This is a genomic window from Campylobacter concisus, assembly GCF_902460675.1.
Classification (GTDB): Bacteria; Campylobacterota; Campylobacteria; order Campylobacterales; family Campylobacteraceae; genus Campylobacter_A; species Campylobacter_A concisus_AJ.
In genome coordinates, this window is the sequence record NZ_CABPUQ010000001.1 from 1,118,183 (window position 1) to 1,138,085 (window position 19,903).

Below are 19,903 nucleotides of genomic sequence, written 5' to 3' on the forward strand. Positions count from 1 at the left end.
AATTATATTTCCTTATATCACATATAGGTTTGCTCGTAAATTTTTGACTCATTTACGAAAACGATCAAGTAGCGCTCCTTGCCACTATTTGCCTCAAATTTATAACTAAAAGTGGATAAAAATTTCTCAACCACTTCTTTGCTCTCTTTTAAAAAGATACTCATCTCAAAACAACCATTTGATATGGCGTATCTATATGGCACACTAAGAGATAGTAAATTTAGATCAAAGTCCAAGCTATCGCTGCTTTCATCGTAGCCACCAATAGATATTTTGATACTCTTTATAAGCTCATCTTTGATCTCCACGCCAGATAAATTTATGCAATTTTCACTTTTTAAATTTATCACCTCATCAAAGCTTTTTTCACAGTCTTTAAAGAGAAATTTAACGACTCCTCTTCCGATTAGATCGCATATTTTACCATCATTTAAAATGACAAATTCCTCAGCTAGCTTTGCTCTTGAAATTTGATATTCGCTAAAATTTTGCTCAAAGCTGGCTGACTTTTGCATTATCGCTCCGTTAAAGCGTTTTGTTTTGCTTTTAAGATAGGTTTTAACAGATAGTCAAGTATCGTCTTTTTACCAGTGATGATATCAGCTGAAACTATCATACCAACCTTTATCCTAAGTGGCTTCTCTTCGCTGCCAAGATAGTTTTTCTCAGTTTCTATCCTGACTAGATAGTAGCTCTCGCCTGTTTTTTCATTTGTCTCAGTATCGGCACTGATCTGCGTTACTTTACCTTTTAGGCCGCCATAAATACTAAAATCATACGCCGTAAATTTAACCATCGTATCAAGTCCAGGTCTTAAGAATGCAACGTCAGCTGGCTTGACCTTTACCTCAGCGATGAGCTTATCTTCTAGTGGGACGATCTCAGCTATGTTTTCACCAGGCTTGATAACGCCAGAGACTGTATGCACCATCATCTTACTAACGATACCATTTACCGGAGATCTTACATAAGTTCTTTCAACCCTGTCGCTTAGGCTGATTTGCGACTCGTTTATCCTTGCGATCTCAGCAGAGACTTCGTTCAGCTCTTTTTTTGCATTATTTTTAAATGCCAGCTTTGCCTCTTCTATCTTATTTTTTGCCTCTTTTATGGTTGATTCGACCCTTGGTACAGCAAGCACAGATGCGTCAAGCTCGCCCTTTAGGTCATTTACACGTCTTTGAAGCTGGATATACTCGACCTCACTAACAAGGCCTTTTTTAAAGATAGGCTCCATAATCGCTTTTTCTTTTAAGACAAGGTTGTAGCTATTTTGAGTTTGAGAAATTTTATTTCTAAGCTCATTTAGCTCACTTTGGCGTTGGTGGATCTGCTCTGTTAGAATTCCTATTTGCTCATTTAAGTGATCGATGTTTGAGTTATGCAAGCTTATCTCGTATTTTATAGCCTTGCTATTGTTCGCATCTCTTGTTTCGTTATAGTCAAATTCTTTATCATTTGCTTCAGCATCAAGCCTCATAAATTTAGCCTGAAGCTCATCAAGTCTTAGCTTTGACTCGCCGTAGCTACTTGTAAAGTTTTTATTATCAAGCCTGATGAGGATCTGATCTTTTTTAACCTCATCGCCCTCTTTTACAAAAATTTGATCTACGATACCACCCTCAAGATTTTGTATCGCTTGGTTTTTGCCTGATGGGATTATCTTGCCGCTACCTCTTGTTATCTCATCTATCTGTGCCCACGAAGCCCACAAAAGTAGCCAAAATACAGTTATACTAACTGCATAAAGTATCTTTTTAGAGGTTGATGGAGCCTTTGCCAAAACCGCTTCTGAGAGGCTTGACATAAATTTTAAGTCATAAGCATCATAGTTTTTTGCTTGGATGTTTGACTTGATGCCATCTACGCTATTTAAAATTTGATCTCCAGCGCTCTCTTGCTCTTTTATGTCGCTTTTTTGAACCGGCTTTTCGTCTGGCTTTGAATTTTCATTTTGTTGATTTTTTATATCTTCTTGCATAATCACTTCCCACTAAGTCTAGCTAAAACTTCGTCTCTTGGACCATCTAGTAAAATTTTGCCGTTATCCATCACTATGAGCCTATCAACAAGATCGAGCATCGATGTTCTGTGAGTTACTAAAATCATGGTTTTATTTACGGTATTTACCTTTAAATTTGCTTTTAGCTTGCTCTCAACAGTGTTATCTAGTGAATTTGTAGGCTCGTCAAGCAATATGATAGGACTATCAAGCAAAAATGCCCTAGCCACGGCTATACTTTGACGCTGACCGCCACTGATGCCATCGCCTCTTTCAAAGACAGGCATATCAAAACCAAGCGGGTGAGCATTGACATATTCATCAACACCACTTACCTTAGCCGCCTTAATGATCTGCATATCATCGACATAAGGAGCTTTTTGAACGATATTTTCTCTAACCGTTCCCTTAAATAGCACAACATCTTGTGGCACGTAGCCGATATTTCTTCTAAGGTCGGCTGGGTCTATTTGATTTATATCGATACCATCAATTAGCACTGAGCCCTCAGTAGGTGCGTAAAGACCTAGGATTATCTTTTGCAAGGTTGTCTTACCAGAGCCATTTCTACCGATGATGCCTACTTTCTCACCCGGCTGAATGACAAAATTTATCCTATCAAGTGAGCCTTTTGTGGTGTCTGGATAAGTAAAGCTAACGTTTTTAAACTCTATCTTGCCATCAAAAGAATTTCTTCTAACAAATTTCTTGCCCTCAGGTCTTTCAACTGGCATCTGCATGATCTTGCTAAGGCTTTGATAAGCTGTCTTTGTCTGCTCGAAATTTGCAGCTAGTGAGGCTACTTGACCCATAGGGGCAATCGCACGAGAACTAAGCATAACAGCAGCGATCAAACCACCCATAGTAAGGTGCGTATCTTGTATCATATAAACGCCAAGAACGATGATGGCGATAGTGTTTAGCTGAACCAAAAATGACGTGACAGTCGTGATCGAAGTGGTGATTATTTTTGATTTGATACTTCTATTTGCTATCTCGCCAGTCGCCTCTTCCCAGTTCCACTGCACATGGCCGCTAGCACCAAGAGTTTTAATGGTCTCTAAGCTACTAAGGCTCTCTATCAAAATTCCATTTTTCATAGCTGAAGCCTCAAATGTGCTCTTGATCGCATTTTGAAGTGGATCTTTTATAAAAAATGTGTAGCACAAAATAGCTATCATGATAACGATAGGCACAAGCACAAGATAGCTTCCTATAAAATAAGTAACTATCAAGAAGATTAACGCAAACGGTAGATCCACAATGGCAGCAAGCGACGCAGATGAGAAGAAATTTCTAACTGTGTCAAATTCTTTTAAGTTGCTAGCAAATGAACCAACTGACTTTGGCTTATTGCTAAATTTCATATCCATTACGCGCTCAAACAAGATAGAGCTCATAATGATATCGCTCTTTTTGCCTGCGATCTCAAGAAAATATGAACGAACAAATTTTAAAAATAGATCGATACCATAAACGACGCTCACGCCAAGCGCTAGAACCCAAAGTGTCTCAACTGCGTTATTTGGTACAACGCGGTCATAGACGTTCATCGTAAAGAGCGGGCTTGCAAGGACAAATAAGTTTATGATAAAGCTTGCAACAACCACATCTAAATAAATTTTCTTAGAGCGCTTTAAAGTGCCCCAAAACCAGTGGTCATTACCAGCGTCGATAAGCTTTGTCGAGCTTGTATCTTCTGGGACAAATTCACGTTTTAGGTAGTAAGCATAGCCTAGGTACTCATCTTTTAGCTTGCTTGTTTCTATCGTGCTAGTGCCAGTTGAAAGATCAGGCGTGATGATGTTTGCCATCTTTTTGTCTTCGCTGAAAGATTGTAAGATGCACGCTTTTTTGCCTCTAAGCATCAAGATACAAGGCAAAACTAAAGGCGAAATTTGATCAAGGTCTTTTCTGACAAGCGTTGATGCAAAGCCAGCACGTGAAGCTGCACGAGAAAATAAAGACTTCGAGCTCTTTAGTGAAAAAAGCTCGATCTCTTCGCCATCTTTTACAGGCAGACCGATAGTCAAAGCATCGGCACTATATGGGTTGTTATGAAGCTTGGTAAAGATCACCAAACATTGAAGCAGTTCGTCTTTTATCTTATCGCTATGCATCTATCATCCAATATTTTTGATTTCATCTATGTAAATTCCTTGCATATTTTTAATGCCAAGCTCAATTAGCTTACTCTTTTGCTCTTCACTCTCAACACCGATCGCAATCAAAATGATATCTTTTGAGCTTAAAACAACATCTAGTGATTGTTTTGTGTTTGCTCCTGATTTATCACTTAAAAAGTCGATTAAGACGCTTGACTGGATCTTTACGTAGTCTGGATTAAATTCTTTTAGCTTCTCAATGCCTTTTGCGCTGAGTTCAAAGTGGTCAAATCCAAAACCAAAGCCGAGTTCTTTTAATTTTTTAGTAAGTCTAACTATACTTTCGATACTAATATCGTCTTTGTTTGGAATTTCTATATAGTTTTTAGATTTTGAAATTTGAGCGATTTTCTTAAGCGTGGCTTCAAGTTTTGAGAAATTTTCATCCGAGCTTAATATCTCTTTACCCAAATTTATCGCCAAGCTTCCTTGAGGCAAGATATTTTCAGGCAAAATTCTAGCGATTCTATTTAGGATATGAAGATCGAGCATCGCACCTAAATTTAGCTCATTTACCATCGGCATAAAGTATGATGCCATACGCCATTTGCCCTCGCTATCAACTAGCCTTAGATAGAGCTCATACTGCTCAAAGCTTGAGTCAAAACCAACTACTTTTTGAGCTGCAAATTTAAATTTATCCTCTTTTATAGAGTCAAATATAAGCTCTTTATATTTCTCTTTGCCGATGACTAGGGTGTTTTGATTTGCATTAAATTCTTTGCAAGCAAAGCAGCCAGCCAGTCTTGCACTAGCCAAAGTAACGTCAGCTGATGTAAGTAGCGTCCTCATGTCAGTGCTTGGCGAGTACTCGACAATAGCAGCATTGACTGGGCATTCGCTATCATTTATAGAGAAATTTGCATAGAGTTTTTTAAACTCAGCCATGATCTTATCGTCTAAAGCTGAGAAATTTGACGAGTTTTTACCGTAAGAAAGTAAGATAAAGTCGTTGTCATTTAGCCTTGCAACGATCGCATTTTGGTCATTTTCGGTAGATTTTTCTTGTAAAATTTGAGCTATTTTTATGATGACACTTTGCCATTTTTCAAAGCCAAGAACGCCTTTTAGCCCTGCTAGATCTTTAAAGCTAACAAGCGAAGCAACACCGCTTGAATACTCTTCACTTGCTAGATACTCACTAAATTTAGTCTGAAAAAATCTTCTATTGTAAGTGCCGCTCATAGAGTCTTTATATAAAAGCTCTTGATACTTGCTAAGCGTAGCCGCCTCTCTTTCAAATATATCTTGAACTTTACTAACCATCGAGTTCATGGCGAGCACCATCTTTTTAAGGTCGGTTGTGAATGGAATTCTCTTTTGGATGATAAATTTATTATCAAGTATCGCTTCAGCTTGATCCTGCACCTTAACAAGCGGTCTAAATATCGCCTTAAGAGCAAAAAACGCCACGACAAGGGCGATGATGATCATTAAAGCTAGAAAGTTAAAAATATTTTTTGAGTTTGAGTAAAGCTCATTGTAAGCAAGTGCTGTGCTACCTTGAACATAGAGTGTGCCAAATTTAGCCCAGCCAGTCATGATCTCGCTTGTTGCAACAGGAGCTTCAAATTTAGCGATCTTGTAAAACCACTCAGGGATATCTTTAACGATAGTTTGTTGAGAATTTTCTATAAGCACCTTACCATCGACGTCTTCAAGTTTAATGAGCTTGTATCTGCCGCTATCAAACATAGAATTTATCATCGTTTGTGCCAAAGACATATCCTCAGGATCAACAATCGGCTTTAAAGCAAGTCCAAGTGAGTTTGCTGTGTGTCTTGCGTTTTCACCGAGCTGGTCGTTGATGTATCCATTTAGGCTCTTAAAATTTAAGTAGCCAACAGCCATAAAAATCACGATGCCAAAAGCTATCACAGCGATCATAATCTGTTTAAATAGCGTCATAAATCCTCTTTTCCTATCCTATCTATTAGTTCCATCCACTTAGGATTTTGTTTTTTATTTCCACCTGGTATTGCCTGACCAAGACCTTCTTGTTTTGCCAAGTATAGCGAATCACCGTTGAAACTATAAACTGGCACAAGGTCTGTTCTTTGAGTTGCGATTTTTATTTTACCATTTATGTTGTCTAAAATTAATGGAATAGACTTTGGTGTATCATAATATGCCAAAACCATATGTGCTTGGTTGTATCTTAAGGCTTTAACGTATGTGAAGTATAATTTTTGAGTTGGAATTCCAAGTTGCTTTAGGGTGAAATACTTTGCGATAACGTAGTCTTCACAGTCACCAGCGCCTTTTCCTACAAATTCCATTCTGGTAGCCCAGTAATCTTTTTTATGCCAAAGTTGCATATCATCAACCCACCTAAAAGAGTTAAAAAAATCATTTACTTTTATTAATTTCTCTTGTTCGGTTGCATCTTGCAATGAAGTCATTAAAGAATTTAATGCCGATGCCCTTCTTCTTGCATCTTCTCCATAAATTTTAGCCACCTTTGCTATCGTTGTTTGTTTTATAAAATCCCCGACAGCATTTAATGCTAATAACGAAAAAAGGACGCTTAAAGTAAGCGTCCAAAATTTTGTTTTGACCCTCATGGTCATCACTTTTTAAATTTTTATCTTAAGTCGTTTTGAATACTGCAAGCGCCTTGAATATATCTCTTAGCAAAGCCTGGCTCAAAACTATCTGAAACCATACCCATGTTATCTAGCAATCTATATTTTGCATAAGATAGTGCAGTCTCAGTTGTAGCTATCTCTTTTAAAGCTGTGTTGTACTCGTTTTCTGCATCAAGTAGGTTGATAAGGTCGCGGCGACCGATTCTAAACTCATCTTGGTATGCATCAAGAGTAGCTTTTGCATATTCAACGTGTTGATTAAGATATCCCATTTTCTCTTGGTTAAGAACATAGTTTTGCCATGAGAACTCTAAAGATTCTTTAAGCTCTCTTACAAGGTTGTCCATAGTTTGTTGCTCTTGTTGAACAGCAAGTTGGCTCTTCTCTTTATCTAGCTTATCGTTACCTTTGTTGTAAAGGTTATAGTTTAGTCTTAAAAGAGCATCAAATGTTTGCTCCTCATAATCATCATATAAAACATTTGAGTGATCATAAGCACCTGACACAACAAGATCTAGTTTTGGTAAGAATGGTGCATTTTTCTCTTTTACAACAGACTCTGCCATAGCGATGTTTGATCTTTGAACTAGAAGTGTTGGGTTACAAAGAACAGCTTTATCATAAACAGCCTCTTTAGTGCTTGGTAATGGCAGGTTAAATTCAGGCATTACTAGGTTTTTAGCAGCAACTTTTCTTCCATATAGTTTTTCAAATGTAGAAAGTGCGTCTTCATAGTTATTTTTTGCAGCTATATAGTTTGATTGAGCCAAAGTATAACGTGATCCAGCTTGTCTCTCTTCAGAAGCTACGCCGTAACCTGATCTTGCTCTATCTTTGATTTGACTATAAATTTCTTCATGGCTTTTTACATTTTCTTCTTCAATGTCAAGAATTCTCTTTGTTTGAAGAACTTGTAGGTAAGCATTTGCAGCGCTTAGTGTTAGTCTATCTGCAGCTTGAGCTACTGTGTAAGCAGCTGAGTCAAGTCTTGCGCTTTGAGAGTTGATTCTGTTTTTATCAGCGCCACCATTATAAAGGTTTTCAACTAAAGTTAAAGATGCACCAGATACTCTGCCATCGCCTCTTCTTGTTGAGATGCCATCATCAAGACGTTTTCTCTCATATCCTACTCTAGCAGCTGCATCAAGTGTTGGATAGTAAGCATTTTTAGCTATTTTTAGATCTTTGCCTACTTGTAAGTAGTTAAATTCTGTAGCTTTTAAGCTTGGGTTTTCATTTAAAATAGTTTTTACAACTTGATCCAAAGTCAATACACTATCATCAGCTTGTGCTGTAGCTGCTGCTTTAGGCTCTGCTGATATAGTTTGCTCTATATTAGATTTTTTAGCTGACTGAGCATTTGTTACAGGTGACTTAGCTCTCATTAAAGCATCTTTATAACCTGACTCATTTTGAACTTTAGCTAACAACTCATTAGCTTCATTTTCAGAAACTGGAGTTGTATCAACATATAAAAACTTTCTTCCACCAACTTCATAAACGCCAGTAGTTAGTCTGCTATCTGATATTTTGCTGTTTACTTTGCTAACAGCACTATCGATTCTAGCAGCGCTATCATCTTGAGCGAATGAAGCTAGAAAAATCCTATAAGGGACATCTTGAGCAGACAGCAACGTTGCTGCGGCCAAAGCACTAATTGCTAACATCTTTTTCATAACTAGATCCTTTTACCTTTTTATTGTCAAGCTTTGGCTCGACTTTTAGTGCGAATTATACACCAAGAAATATTAAACGTATTTTAAATACCTTATGACAAAAAAATAATTTTTATATCGTCTTAGAAAATCGCCTTAAATTTTCAGGAATTTTCTTAAGATACTCATCAAAACACATTGCAATATTTCGTATTATCAGCGTTCCTGTCTCATTTACGCTGATTTTATCTGTCGTAACATCGACAAATTCACTTAAATTCTTTAGCTCCTCAAGCTCATTTTTGAAATGTTCAAAGAAATTTATATGAAATTCATCCTCGACTGCCTTGATATTAAGCCCAAAATTACTCATCAAACTCATGATCACACTTTTTCTAAGCAAGTCTTCATTACTTAGATAAATTCCCTTTGCGTATGGCAACTTTCCGCTATCGATCGCTTTTTCATACTCATCCATATCTTTATGATTTTGCGCGTAGTGTCTTTTGCACTCACCGATACTTGTGATGCCTATGCCGATAAGATCAGCGCCACCCTTTGTCGTATATCCTTGGAAATTTCTATGCAAAGTGCCATTTGCAAGAGCGCCAAAAAGCTCATCATTTGGCTTTGCAAAGTGATCCATGCCTATCATTTTGTAGCCATTTTTAGTTAAAAACTCAGCTGTAAATTTTAAAATTTCAAGCTTCACTTCTGGACTTGGCAGTGTTGTCTCATCGAATTTACGCATCGACTTTTTTATCCATGGCACATGAGCGTAGTTAAATACTGCAAGCCTATCTGGATCAAGCGTGAGAGCCAGCTCAAGTGTCTTTTTAAAGCTCTCTAGGCTTTGATATGGCAGGCCGTAGATCAGGTCCATATTGATTGATTTTATGCCTTTCTCTCTAGCCATTTTTACGGCATTTTGAGTGATCTCATAAGGCTGAATTCGGTGAATTTCTTTTTGCACCTTCTCATCAAAGTCTTGCACGCCGTAGCTTATGCGGTTAAAACCGTGAGATATGAGCACATCAAGCTGCTCATTTGTCAAAAATCTCGGGTCTATCTCGCAGCTTATCTCAGCCTCTTTTGAGAAATTTTTAAATTTAGTCTTAATAAGTTTGATGATCTCATCAAGTTGAACGGCGTTATAAAATGTCGGAGTACCACCACCAAAGTGCATCTGCAAGACCTCAGTGCTTGTATCTAGGTGGCGAGCTAAAATTTCAAGCTCTTTTTCAATATACCTTATATATCTCTCTTTGCGGTCCTCTTTGCTCGTGTAGATGACGTTACAGCCACAAAAATAGCAAGCACTCCTGCAAAAAGGCAGGTGCAAATAAAGCGAAAGCGGCCTTTTTTTATCGCGGTTTTCAAGCTCTTTTATATAAGCCTCATAGCTAAATTTATCGCTAAACTCTGGTGCTGTCGGATAGCTCGTATATCTTGGCCCTGGCCTTGAATACTTCACATACGCACTAAAATCAATCATCTGCCCTGCTCCTTGCCATTTGGATCATCTCTTTTATATCTACAAATAGATTTGGATGCTCTTTTTTTATATTTTTTACTAGTTTTTCAAGATCTATGTTAAACTGCCTGCTCTTTTTATCGTGAGCGATCTTTTTGATCTCATCCATCGCAACCACCCAAACATCGCTAAAATCAACTGGGATATTTTGCCAGATCGTCTTTTCAAGTCTTAGGTCAAAATTCTCTTTTTGCGTCTCTTTTAAAGCCTCTATCAAAGCTGAGAGCGATTGTACTGAAATGACCGTGTGTAAATTTTGATTTTCATCAATGCCAAACCACGGCTCTTTCGAGTCCCAAGAGCCACTTTTTAAATTTAAGATATGCTCGTTTGGATTTTTTGTTGAAACTATCTCAAAGACCGTTTTTTCAGGGCTACTTAGCCCAAGTGTAGTGCCGATCTCATCTATCTCATCATATATATTTTTCTCTTCACTCATCTTCTTCTCTCATCTAACCAGACCATCACGCCTTTTTGGGCATGAAGTCTATTTTCCGCCTCGCTAAAAATTTCATCCGCGTGCCTCTCAAAGACCGCTTCGCTCACCTCGTAGCCTCTATAAGCTGGCAAGCAGTGCAAAAATATCGCATCTTTTTTAGCTAAACTCATCAAATTTTCATCCACGCAGTATCCAGCAAAGTCTTTTAGCCTCTTTTCTTTCTCAGCCTCTTGCCCCATCGATACCCAAGTGTCTGTAGTCACTACATCGGCACCATTTACAGCTTCTTTTATATCATTTGTGATAAAAATTTTCGCCCCTGAAATTTTTGCGTTTTCACTAGCCATTTTTAAAATTTCAGCCTCCGCCTCATAGCCTTTTGGCGTAGCCACTCTTAGCTCAAGGCCAAGTTTGCTTGCTAGCATGAGCCACGAGTGAGTCATGTTGTTGCCATCTCCTACATATGCGACCTTCTCGCCTGCGCTAAATTCAAGCATAGTTAGATAGTCCGCCATGAGCTGAACTGGGTGAAATTTATCACTTAGCCCATTTATCACTGGCACGCTTGAAAATTTAGCAAATTCTTCTAGCGTCTCGTGCTTATCAACCCTTAGCATAGCCATGTCGCACATCCTGCTTATCACTCTAGCGGTGTCACGTATGGGCTCGCCGCGGCCTATTTGTATATCATTTTTACTTAAAAATAGCGCATATCCGCCAAGCTCATGCATGCCCACATCAAAGCTCACTCTCGTTCTAGTCGAGCTTTTTTCAAATATCATCGCAAGCTTTTGGTCTTTAAGATATGGCTTAAATTCTCTAGCCTTCGCCTCTTTTTTGATCTTGCGAGCTAAATTTATCATCTGCTCGATTTCGTCTTTACTAAAGTCATTTAGCGTCAAAAAGTGCCTCATCTTAGCCCCTTAAAATTTTAGCCGCTTCTTTTGCGTGATAGGTGATGATCAAATTTGCCCCTGCTCTTTTAAAGCCGATTAATGTCTCCATCATAACCCGCTCGTAGTCGATGATGCCAGCTTTTGCGCCAGCTTTTAACAGTGCGTACTCGCCGCTTACGTTATAGACGCAAAGTGGCAGAAGTGTTAAATTTCTTAGCTCTCTAACGACGTCAAGATAGGCGAGTGCTGGCTTTACCATCAAGATATCAGCACCTTGCGCCTCGTCCTGCAAGCTCTCATTTATAGCTTCAAGGCGGTTTGCGCTGTCCATTTGGTAGCTCTTTCTATCGCCAAAGCTTGGAGCGCTTTGCGCCACATCGCGAAATGGTCCGTAGTAGGCTGAGGCAAATTTAGTCGAGTATGCCATCACTGGCAAATTCTCAAAGCCATTGCTATCAAGCGTCTCTCTTAGCGTTGCGATGATACCGTCCATCATACCGCTTGGTGCGATCATGTCGGCGCCATTTTGAGCGTGTATCAAGGCTTGCTTAGCTGAAATTTCAAGCGTTGCATCGTTGTCGATGGTGTTATGTACGTGATCGATTATGCCGCAGTGGCCGTGGTCTGTGTATTCGCAAAAGCAAAGATCTGTGATGACAAATAAATTTGGAAATTTATCTTTTATGGCACGAAGCGCAGTTGCGATGATGCCGTCATTACTTAGTGCGTCGCTGCCAACGCTATCTTTTAGGCTTGGTATGCCAAATAAAATGATCGATTTTATGCCTAAATTTACTATCTCTTCACACTCTTTTAAAATTTCATCGATACTCATTTGATAGACGCCTGGCATCGAAGCGATCTCGTTTTTAACGCCTTTGCCCTCGACTACAAAGAGTGGATAGATGAAGTCATTTACGCTAAGGCTAGTCTCTCTTACCATCTCTCTTAAAGCTGGATTTATTCTCAATCTTCTAAAACGTTTAAACATATTTTTGCCTTTTCTTTGTTAAAATGCGTGATTTTTAGCTAGTTTAGCACAGTTGGAGTAAATTTAAAATGAAAATAGAAATTTCAAACGCCGCAAATCTACCCTCAAGATTTGGTACTTATAAGGTTCAAGCCTTCAAAGAAGGAGCAAAAGAGCACCTTGCGATCTATAAAGAGCCTTTAAGCGAAGTCGTAAATCTTAGAATTCACTCCGAATGCCTAACTGGCGATGCGATCGGAAGCCTAAAGTGCGACTGCCGCGACCAGCTCGAAGCGAGTCTAAAATATATCGAAGAAAATGGCGGCATGGTCATCTACCTGCGTCAAGAGGGCAGAAATATCGGGCTTTTAAACAAGATAAACGCTTATAGCCTCCAAGACAAGGGCTTTGACACCATTGAAGCCAACCACCAACTAGGTTTTAAGGCTGATGAGAGGACTTATGAAGTGGTTGATTTTATCCTAAATCACTACGGTATAAAAGAGGTAAATTTACTCACAAATAACCCATTAAAACTTCACGGACTAAGCTCGGTAAAGATCGTAAAACGCGTGCCTATCGTCATAAAACCAAATAAATTTAACGAAGACTACTTAAAGGTCAAAAAAGAGCAAATGGGGCACATCTTGTGATGAAAAATGAGCTCTGCTTGCCAGCCGAATTTAACGAAAAAGTAAAGGCTTACGCTCAAATTTTTGCTAAATTTAACAAAGTTCATAGCTTAAGCAACTATAAAGATATAAGTGAGCAGGTGCTTGATAGCATAAAGCCGCTTGAGATTTTTGACCTAAGTGCCAAAACGGCGATCGATGTTGGTAGTGGAGCTGGCTTTCCAGCGATATTTTTAGCGCTTGCGATGCCTCAAACGAAGTGGCACCTTTTTGAGCCGATAGCCAAAAAGTCATCATTTCTAAGCTACGCTAAGATCGAGCTTGGTTTGCAAAATTTAGAAGTTCATAGCCAAAAGATCGAGCTTGCAGATAAATTTATGGCTGATCTCATCACCTCAAGGGCGCTTAGCAAGACAAAAGAGCTTATAAAAATTTGTGAGGGATTTTATGATGAGAGCACTAAATTTCTCATCTACAAGGGCTCAAGCGTCATGGATGAAATTTCAGGCATAGACGCACAAATTTATAATGAAAAAAACAGAAACTACATATTTTTTAATCTCAAAAATCAAGGGGAAAAACGTTGAAATACTTGCTTTTTGTAGCGATTTTGGTTGCGATTTACATCATATTTTTTAAAAATAGAAAAAAAAGCGACAAGATAAGCACCAGCAACTTCGAAGAGTGCAGCAAATGCGGTGTCTTTAGCGACATCGATCAAATGGTGCTAAGGGACGGAAAATACATCTGCAAAGAGTGCATAAAGGGTGAGAGATGAAAATTTTGGGTGATGAGCTGATCAAATTTGAACCGCTGTTTCTTTGCAAAAGCGAAGATGAAATTTCAAACAGCAGGCAAAATCTCTTTAAATTTGATAGAAATTTGATAAAAAAAGCGCTAGAAGCTGGAGCAAGCTTTAGCATCATCGCAAATGACATAAACGAAGCTATCATCGCAAACGGCGCTGGAGCAAAATTTATTATTGCCGATATTACGCTAGCTAAAGATCTGGCAAAAGTTGCGCAAAACTACCTATTTGACGCACTTATCGCTGTTTTGATAGAAAGTGAAGCAAGCCTTTGCGAGCTTGCGAAATTTGAGATCGACGCAGCGATCCTGCCAAATGCTATAAAAGAATAAGGACAAAAATGGAAATTTTCAAAACTGCTTTTTTAATGGTTGCTTTAATGCTAGTTTTTATCGCTGTTGGTGGCTATGTGGGCGGCGAGCAAGGCATGATGATCGCCTTTTTGATGGCAGCTGGCATGAACCTATTTTCTTACTTTTTCAGCGACAAGCTCGTGCTAAAAAGATATAACGCCATCCCAGTCGATGAGAGCAACGCTCACGGCCTTTACGAGATCGTCTCTCGCCTCACACAAAAGGCAAATTTGCCGATGCCAAAAATTTACATCATCCCAGAAGAGGTGCCAAACGCCTTTGCCACAGGCCGCAACCCAAGTCACGCAGCCGTCGCAGTAACTGAGGGGCTTTTAAAAATTTTAAATGAAAACGAGATCGAGGGCGTATTAGCTCACGAGCTAAGTCACGTAAGGCACTATGACATCCTAACTGGCTCAGTCGCTGCCATACTAGCTGGGGCTATCGCAATGGTCGCAAATTTTGCCAAGATAGGCACCGTGGCTGGTCAAAATCAAAACTCACAGCGAAACGCTAACCCAGTAATTATGCTAATCATCGCCGTTGTGATGCCTCTAGCTGCTACGATCATCCAAATGGCGATCTCAAGGGAGCGCGAGTACAAGGCAGACAAAGGTGCAGCCTATCTAACAGGACACCCAGAGTGGCTAGCCAGCGCGCTAACAAAGCTTGAAAACTACTCAAATTCTTACGTCATGCAAAATGCAAGCGAGCAAAGCGCCCATATGTTTATCGTAAATCCATTTGGCTCGCTAACTAGCAAGCTTGGCGTGCTTTTTAGAACGCATCCTAGCACTAGTGACAGAATCGCTGAGCTTCAAAGGCTAGAACAAGAGATAAAAAGAGGTATGTAGATTTAGCCCTTAGCAAATTTGGGCTAAATTTTTCGTTTTTTGGTTTAAATTTTAAATATAGTAGTCAAATTTTAAGGCGAGTATTTCGGCTCTAAAATTTGAGCTAAGCGGTAAGCGAAGTTAAAATTTAGCAGTCGCTCATGCAAGCGTTGAGACTTTAACAAATTTTAAAATTAGAGCTGGCATATCACGGCTCTAAATTTAGTGCTAAACGCAGTGTAGCCTAAATTTAGTAGTCTGCTAAGGCGAGTGAGTAAAGTTTTAAAATTTGCTTTGTTAAATAATGTGAGCGTCAAGTAAATTTTAAAATTTCATGAACGAGTAATTTCGGCTCTAAAATTTGAGCTAAGCGGTAAGCGAAGCCAAATTTTAGTAGTCAATTCTTGCGAGCGAATGGAATTTTAAAATTTGCAAAATAGTAAATTTCTATTCTTTAAAATACAGACTTTATTTTTTAGGTTCTTTTATTCAAAAGGGAGACAAGGGGACTTGAATTACGAAGCCGTCCCCTTATCTCCCTTTAGATCCCACAATCCCCTCGCACGTTCAAGGTGCATGCCCCAGTGCTAACGCACTGCATGCGGTCTAAAAACTCTGACAAATTTTAAAATTTCATGAACGAGTAATTTCGGCTCTAAAATTTGAGCTAAGCGATAAGCGAAGCCAAATTTTAGTAGTCAATTTTTGCGAGTGAATGGAATTTTAAAATTTGTAAAAATAGTTTTTTAGAAATTTAAAGTTTTGTTTCTTTGTTAAGGGGGAAGAGGCTTGAATTACGAAGTCGCTCCCTTCCCCCTTAACAATCCCCTAACCCCGACGACGTTAGAGGTGCATGCTTCAGTGCTTTGCACTGCATGCGTTTTTGTTAAAATTTACAAAGACAGCTTGGCTAAAAGCTAAATTTACAACCCAAAAACTGAAATTTAACCCCAAATTTCACTGCAGTTTCTTGCAATCTTCATCTTTTATGGTGTATTCAAAGATTAGTTCGCCATTTTCTGAGTAGAAAATTTCATCCAAGCTAACGCCGATGCTTAGCATATTTAAAATTTCTTTATCCTTGCAGGCGGTTCTTAAATTCTCTTTTTTTATAGCCTCGATAAATTCCAAAAGCTCTTTTTCTTCAAGCCTTTTGATCTCTTGCTTTCTTGCGTGTTTGACGGCGTATCTGTAGATAAGCGTATCGCCCACGTTTAAGATATCATTAAGCGTTAGCGTCGGTGTGCAGATAAATGGGAGCTTTTTTTTGTAGTATGTTGCGTGATTTTTCGCTGCCATATCTGGCGTAATAGCTAGAGCTAGCGAGCAAAAAAACAGCGCAAAAATGGCTACTCGCAACTACTCTTATCCAGCTTCAAATCAAAAAGATGCCTACCCTCAAAACCGTAGCTACCACTTAGCGTGATGCCGCGATTTAGCGCAGCTCTTGCCATGCCTGAGTTGCAAAGCGCCTCTTTTCCGTTTTGATAAAATTCATCTTTTAAAGCCGAAATTTGAGCCTTGTTATAGCCTTTTAGCTTCTTTGTCTTGGTCTCATTTAAGACAAACTCACCATGTATGTTTAGTCCATCACTGCTTACATCTTTTAGCGTGATCATCTCATCGACCCTGCTTGGTAAATTTGGCTTTGCGGTTTGGACGACAAAGGCTGGGATCTGCTTTGTATCAAGCTGATTTAGTATCTGCTCATAAACTTTAAACTCACTCTCTTGCACACCAAAAGCAAGGCTTGCAAGAGCTAATAAAACGATCTTTTTCACATATTACCTTTATATAAATTTTCTAGTGATATTTGGCGAGAGTTTGACCAAGATGTCGTAGTTTATCGTGCCAAAAAAGTTAGCCCAGACATTTGCGTCCTCAAAGACACAGACCCACTCGCCACTATCTTTGCAGCTAAAGCTATCCATCGAAATTTTACCAAGTATCAGCTCGCCGCTTGCAAGCCTTAGCTCACCAAGTCCATTGTATCTTAGCAGTCCGTCGCCATATCCAAGATCATAAGTAGCGACGTTTATATCATCTTTTGCTATAAATTTAGCCCCATATCCCACGCTTTGACCACTTTTTAAGACCCGCCTGCTAACGCGCTTTGCCCAAAGTGAAAGCACTGGCTTTAAATTTAAAGAGCCATTAAACTGGGCATATCCGTACTGAGCGATGCCAACACGCACCATCTCATCTTTTATCTCGCTCGCTCTTTCAAGGGCGGCTGAGTTGTGAGAGTGAAAGATCGGTTTTTTTATACCAAACTCATCACAAAGAGCTAAAATTTTCGCTTTTGCGGCGCTAAAATTCTCTCTTTGCACGAAATAATCAGCATTTAGCTCATCACTTGCGCGAAAGTGCGTATAAGCGCCAAGAAGCTCTAAATTTCTTCTGGCTAAAATTTCAAATGCATAATCAAGCTCGCTTATATCAAGCCCATTTCTATGCATGCCAGTGTCGATGGCGAGGTTGATTTTTGTATTTTCTTTTATCTTTAAAAGTGCGTCTATGTCGTTTATGGCGTAGGTAAATTTAGCGCTCTCATCGCCTGTTGGGATGTGTGAGAGGATCAAGATATTTTCAAAGATATCAGCGATCTCATTGGCTTCAAATTCGCTCTTTACAGCGCAGTTTTTTATGCCAAATTTCTTAGCCTCGCTAGCTATTAGCCTCGCACCGTGCCCATAAGCGTTATCTTTTAGCACGACGATCACTTTTTCTTTTCCGCCAGCCTTATCACAAATTTTAGTTAGATTGTGGATGTAAGCTGCTTTGTTTAAGCGTATCTCAGACATTGAAATTCACATTATAAGCTTTATAAACGTCAGGCAAGAGCTTTCTTACATTGTAGTCAAATGCATAAAATTTAGCGTAAATTTCTTTTAGATCAGCCTCTTTAACCTTGCTAAAGTCAAAGACGTCAGTGCCATTTTTCTTTGGTACTTGGCGGTCTAGCTCAGCAAAAAATGCAGACCTAGCCTCTAAAATTTTCTCTATCTTCTCTTTAACTTCTTGAGATTTTTCCACTTCTACTCCTCTATAAAAATTTTCATCTCATCGCCATAAAGCTTGACGTAAAGGGTCTTTTGACCTGCAAATTTATGCGTATCAGCAGCGTAATCCTCATAAAAACTCACGCGAAAGAGCTTGTCGTTTTTAAGGTTTGGATAAGGCGTGATGAGAAAATTTGAAAAAGCGATATGTTTTTTCTCTTTTTTAGAAAAGATTGCTCGTTTCATATTTTTAAAATTTTCTAAGCTCATACCGTCATATCGCTCAAAATCTTTATCATAAAATTTCAAATAGCTATCGATGTCACTCTCGCTCCAAGTCTTCTTCCAGTTAAGAATTCCAGAGATGATCACTGCTATGTCGTTCGCGCTTGCTTCTGGGCGCTTGTCTTCGTAGATAAAGGCGAGCGTTTTTTTGTGGTCTATAACTTCGTCAAATTTCATCAAGATGTCATTTTGCATGGCCACGCAGCCTTTTGTCTTTAGCTCATCTGTCCTTTGACCATCGAGCGGATAGCCATGTATCCAGATGCCGCTGCCATTGCGTTTTGCAAGTTTATCAAGTAAATTTGGATATGAAAGAGAAAAAGCAAGTGGGCCAAGATATCTGTCATTTGGCGTAAATCTACGCGTGAGCTGATAGACGCCAACTGGCGTTTTTAGGTCGCCCTCAAGCAGCTTATCGCCATTTTTACCAACGATGACGCTTGAGCTAAAGAGTTTTTTTGTAACTCCGTCTTTATAAGAGATGACCTCAAGCTCTTTGTCAGTCTTATCAACCACGCTTAGAAGTATCTCGTTGTCGTAATATCCGTATCTAACGTCCTTGTCTTTGAGCTTGTTTAGCCAGTAGTCCTTACTTAAAATATTTTTTTCAATGGCTTCTATGACGGCAGATGGGCCATTTTTTAAGTAAATTTCTTCGTAATTTTGGGCAAAAAGACAAGGCACTAACGCGATGAAGAAAAATAGTATCTTTTTCAAGTGAAGTGTCCCAAAAAGTAAAATTTAGTGCGTAATTATAACCTAAAAAATTTCAATTTTTAAATTTTAAAGGGAATTTTAGTTTCTTTATATGTATAATCTGAAAACCATTATTAATTTACCATAAAGGAAAAAATATGAAAAAACTTGTTTTTGGTGCATTGCTTGCGGCTTCTACACTAATGGCAGCTGACATCAGCCTAGAAAATGTCAGAGCAAGAGACACAAAGCCTGGCACAAACAATAGCGCTATTTTCATGAATATCAAAAACGCTTCAAATGCCGATGTAAAGCTAGTTGGCGTTCATTCAAGTGTTTGTAAAAGCACTGAAATTCACACTCACAAGATGGAAAATGGCATGATGGCTATGGTCCAGGTTGAAGACGCCGTTATCCCAAAAAATGGCGAGACAAAGCTAGCGCCTGGCGGTCTTCACATCATGCTTATGGATCTAAATAAGCCCATAAAAGATGGTGACAAGGTTGATCTGGAGCTAAAATTTAGCAACGGCGAGAGCATCAAGCTTGATAATATCGAAGTAACCAAAAACTTTAAATAATGAAAAAGATTCTAACCCTTTTTTCACTCATCTTTATAGTAGCAGGCGCTTTTTGGATGGGTCATAAATTTATGGTCAGCAAAGAGGATCCGCCTGAATTTGCCGATGTAAATACATCGCTTGATCCTTTAAAATGCGATCTAAACAAAGATGCTTGCGAGGTGAAATTTAATGGCGTTAAGCTAAAGATAGACATCTCGCCAAGACCGATCTTTGCGATGAGACCATTCAGCTTTAAGATCATTAATGGCAAAAATTTAGGACTAAAAGATCCAAATCTTGTAATCGATGGCATAAATATGAACATGGGTTCTATAAAGGCAAGGCTTGATCAAAGGGGCGATAACCTAATAGCCCAAGTCGTGCTAAGTGCTTGTGTGGTCGATCTTATGAGGTATAGATTTAAGCTGCTTGATGGCGAAAAAGATACTGGATTTTTTGTCGATCTCGATCTAAAAATGTAA

Annotated in this window: 22 protein-coding genes; 7 read left to right on the top strand and 15 right to left on the bottom strand. The window is 38.9% G+C overall.

All coding sequences use genetic code 11. The annotated features are described in order from the left end of the window. Positions 1–17 precede the first annotated feature (17 nt). The 10 genes from F3G88_RS05430 to hemB form a co-directional block, all read right to left on the bottom strand. Positions 18–515 carry a DUF5416 family protein gene (locus tag F3G88_RS05430; protein ID WP_103603295.1) on the bottom strand — a complete coding sequence of 166 codons (498 nt, stop codon included), beginning with the start codon at positions 513–515 and terminating at the stop codon, positions 18–20. Next, the gene (locus tag F3G88_RS05435) at positions 515–1,981 is read right to left on the bottom strand and encodes an HlyD family type I secretion periplasmic adaptor subunit (protein WP_103603294.1); all 1,467 of its coding nucleotides are present in this window, start codon (positions 1,979–1,981) and stop codon (positions 515–517) included. Before F3G88_RS05435 ends, F3G88_RS05430 begins: the two co-directional genes overlap by 1 nt. A 2-nt stretch (positions 1,982–1,983) precedes the next feature. Then, entirely contained in the window at positions 1,984–4,122 is a 2,139-nt protein-coding gene (locus tag F3G88_RS05440; protein WP_103574047.1) for a type I secretion system permease/ATPase, read from the bottom strand. Positions 4,123–4,125: 3 nt separating this feature from the next. Continuing rightward, a complete protein-coding gene (locus F3G88_RS05445; protein WP_087582012.1) occupies positions 4,126–6,075 on the bottom strand; it encodes a bifunctional diguanylate cyclase/phosphodiesterase in 1,950 nt (649 codons plus the stop codon). Beyond that, positions 6,072–6,731, bottom strand: coding sequence for a transglutaminase-like cysteine peptidase (locus F3G88_RS05450; RefSeq protein WP_149715571.1), 660 nt, complete (start codon positions 6,729–6,731; stop codon positions 6,072–6,074). Before F3G88_RS05450 ends, F3G88_RS05445 begins: the two co-directional genes overlap by 4 nt. Before the next feature lie 20 nt (positions 6,732–6,751). Further along, a complete protein-coding gene (locus F3G88_RS05455) occupies positions 6,752–8,431 on the bottom strand; it encodes a TolC family outer membrane protein (protein ID WP_103574048.1) in 1,680 nt (559 codons plus the stop codon). Positions 8,432–8,543: 112 nt separating this feature from the next. Further along, positions 8,544–9,905 carry an oxygen-independent coproporphyrinogen III oxidase gene (gene hemN / locus F3G88_RS05460; RefSeq protein ID WP_107915407.1) on the bottom strand — a complete coding sequence of 454 codons (1,362 nt, stop codon included), beginning with the start codon at positions 9,903–9,905 and terminating at the stop codon, positions 8,544–8,546. Next, the gene (locus F3G88_RS05465; RefSeq protein ID WP_103558393.1) at positions 9,898–10,383 is read right to left on the bottom strand and encodes a DUF2603 domain-containing protein; all 486 of its coding nucleotides are present in this window, start codon (positions 10,381–10,383) and stop codon (positions 9,898–9,900) included. Before F3G88_RS05465 ends, hemN begins: the two co-directional genes overlap by 8 nt. After that, positions 10,380–11,297 carry an ornithine carbamoyltransferase gene (gene argF, locus F3G88_RS05470; protein ID WP_103558394.1) on the bottom strand — a complete coding sequence of 306 codons (918 nt, stop codon included), beginning with the start codon at positions 11,295–11,297 and terminating at the stop codon, positions 10,380–10,382. The genes F3G88_RS05465 and argF overlap by 4 nt, the downstream gene beginning before the upstream one ends. Position 11,298: 1 nt before the next feature. Further along, the gene (gene hemB, locus F3G88_RS05475) at positions 11,299–12,270 is read right to left on the bottom strand and encodes a porphobilinogen synthase (protein ID WP_103558395.1); all 972 of its coding nucleotides are present in this window, start codon (positions 12,268–12,270) and stop codon (positions 11,299–11,301) included. A 68-nt stretch (positions 12,271–12,338) separates the two neighbouring features. Between hemB and ribA the strand changes: the two genes are divergently transcribed. From ribA to htpX, 5 genes are read left to right on the top strand one after another with little or no spacing between them, the layout of a single operon-like run. Next, the gene (gene ribA / locus F3G88_RS05480) at positions 12,339–12,902 is read left to right on the top strand and encodes a GTP cyclohydrolase II (protein WP_103574053.1); all 564 of its coding nucleotides are present in this window, start codon (positions 12,339–12,341) and stop codon (positions 12,900–12,902) included. Then, positions 12,902–13,468 (top strand): 16S rRNA (guanine(527)-N(7))-methyltransferase RsmG, encoded by a 567-nt coding sequence (gene rsmG, locus F3G88_RS05485; RefSeq protein WP_149715572.1) that lies wholly within the window; start codon positions 12,902–12,904, stop codon positions 13,466–13,468. Before ribA ends, rsmG begins: the two co-directional genes overlap by 1 nt. Next, positions 13,465–13,659, top strand: coding sequence for a hypothetical protein (locus F3G88_RS05490; protein ID WP_009294554.1), 195 nt, complete (start codon positions 13,465–13,467; stop codon positions 13,657–13,659). The genes rsmG and F3G88_RS05490 overlap by 4 nt, the downstream gene beginning before the upstream one ends. Beyond that, a complete protein-coding gene (locus F3G88_RS05495; RefSeq protein ID WP_103590731.1) occupies positions 13,656–14,021 on the top strand; it encodes a hypothetical protein in 366 nt (121 codons plus the stop codon). Before F3G88_RS05490 ends, F3G88_RS05495 begins: the two co-directional genes overlap by 4 nt. 8 nt (positions 14,022–14,029) lie before the next feature. After that, positions 14,030–14,896: a zinc metalloprotease HtpX gene (htpX, locus tag F3G88_RS05500; protein WP_103594992.1), complete on the top strand. Its 867-nt coding sequence runs from the start codon at positions 14,030–14,032 to the stop codon at positions 14,894–14,896. Between the two features lie 936 nt (positions 14,897–15,832). On the opposite strand, the gene F3G88_RS05505 is transcribed toward htpX, so the two are convergent. The 5 genes from F3G88_RS05505 to pgp2 are packed head-to-tail and all read right to left on the bottom strand — an operon-like array spanning position 15,833 to position 18,879. Continuing rightward, positions 15,833–16,234, bottom strand: a complete 402-nt coding sequence (locus tag F3G88_RS05505; protein ID WP_103638156.1) for a flagellar protein FlaH — start codon at positions 16,232–16,234, stop codon at positions 15,833–15,835. After that, a complete protein-coding gene (locus F3G88_RS05510; protein WP_021088382.1) occupies positions 16,225–16,656 on the bottom strand; it encodes a hypothetical protein in 432 nt (143 codons plus the stop codon). Before F3G88_RS05510 ends, F3G88_RS05505 begins: the two co-directional genes overlap by 10 nt. A gap of 9 nt (positions 16,657–16,665) precedes the next feature. After that, positions 16,666–17,679: an alanine racemase gene (locus tag F3G88_RS05515; RefSeq protein ID WP_149715573.1), complete on the bottom strand. Its 1,014-nt coding sequence runs from the start codon at positions 17,677–17,679 to the stop codon at positions 16,666–16,668. After that, on the bottom strand, positions 17,672–17,911 hold the full coding sequence (cmeU, locus tag F3G88_RS05520) for a CmeU family protein (protein ID WP_004317595.1): 240 nt from the start codon (positions 17,909–17,911) through the stop codon (positions 17,672–17,674). Before cmeU ends, F3G88_RS05515 begins: the two co-directional genes overlap by 8 nt. A gap of 2 nt (positions 17,912–17,913) precedes the next feature. Next, on the bottom strand, positions 17,914–18,879 hold the full coding sequence (gene pgp2 / locus F3G88_RS05525) for a cell shape-determining L,D-carboxypeptidase Pgp2 (RefSeq protein WP_149715574.1): 966 nt from the start codon (positions 18,877–18,879) through the stop codon (positions 17,914–17,916). Positions 18,880–19,016: 137 nt separating this feature from the next. On the opposite strand from pgp2, the gene F3G88_RS05530 reads away from it, so the two are divergent. Then, entirely contained in the window at positions 19,017–19,439 is a 423-nt protein-coding gene (locus F3G88_RS05530) for a copper chaperone PCu(A)C (protein WP_149715575.1), read from the top strand. After that, the gene (locus tag F3G88_RS05535; protein WP_103558403.1) at positions 19,439–19,903 is read left to right on the top strand and encodes a hypothetical protein; all 465 of its coding nucleotides are present in this window, start codon (positions 19,439–19,441) and stop codon (positions 19,901–19,903) included. Before F3G88_RS05530 ends, F3G88_RS05535 begins: the two co-directional genes overlap by 1 nt.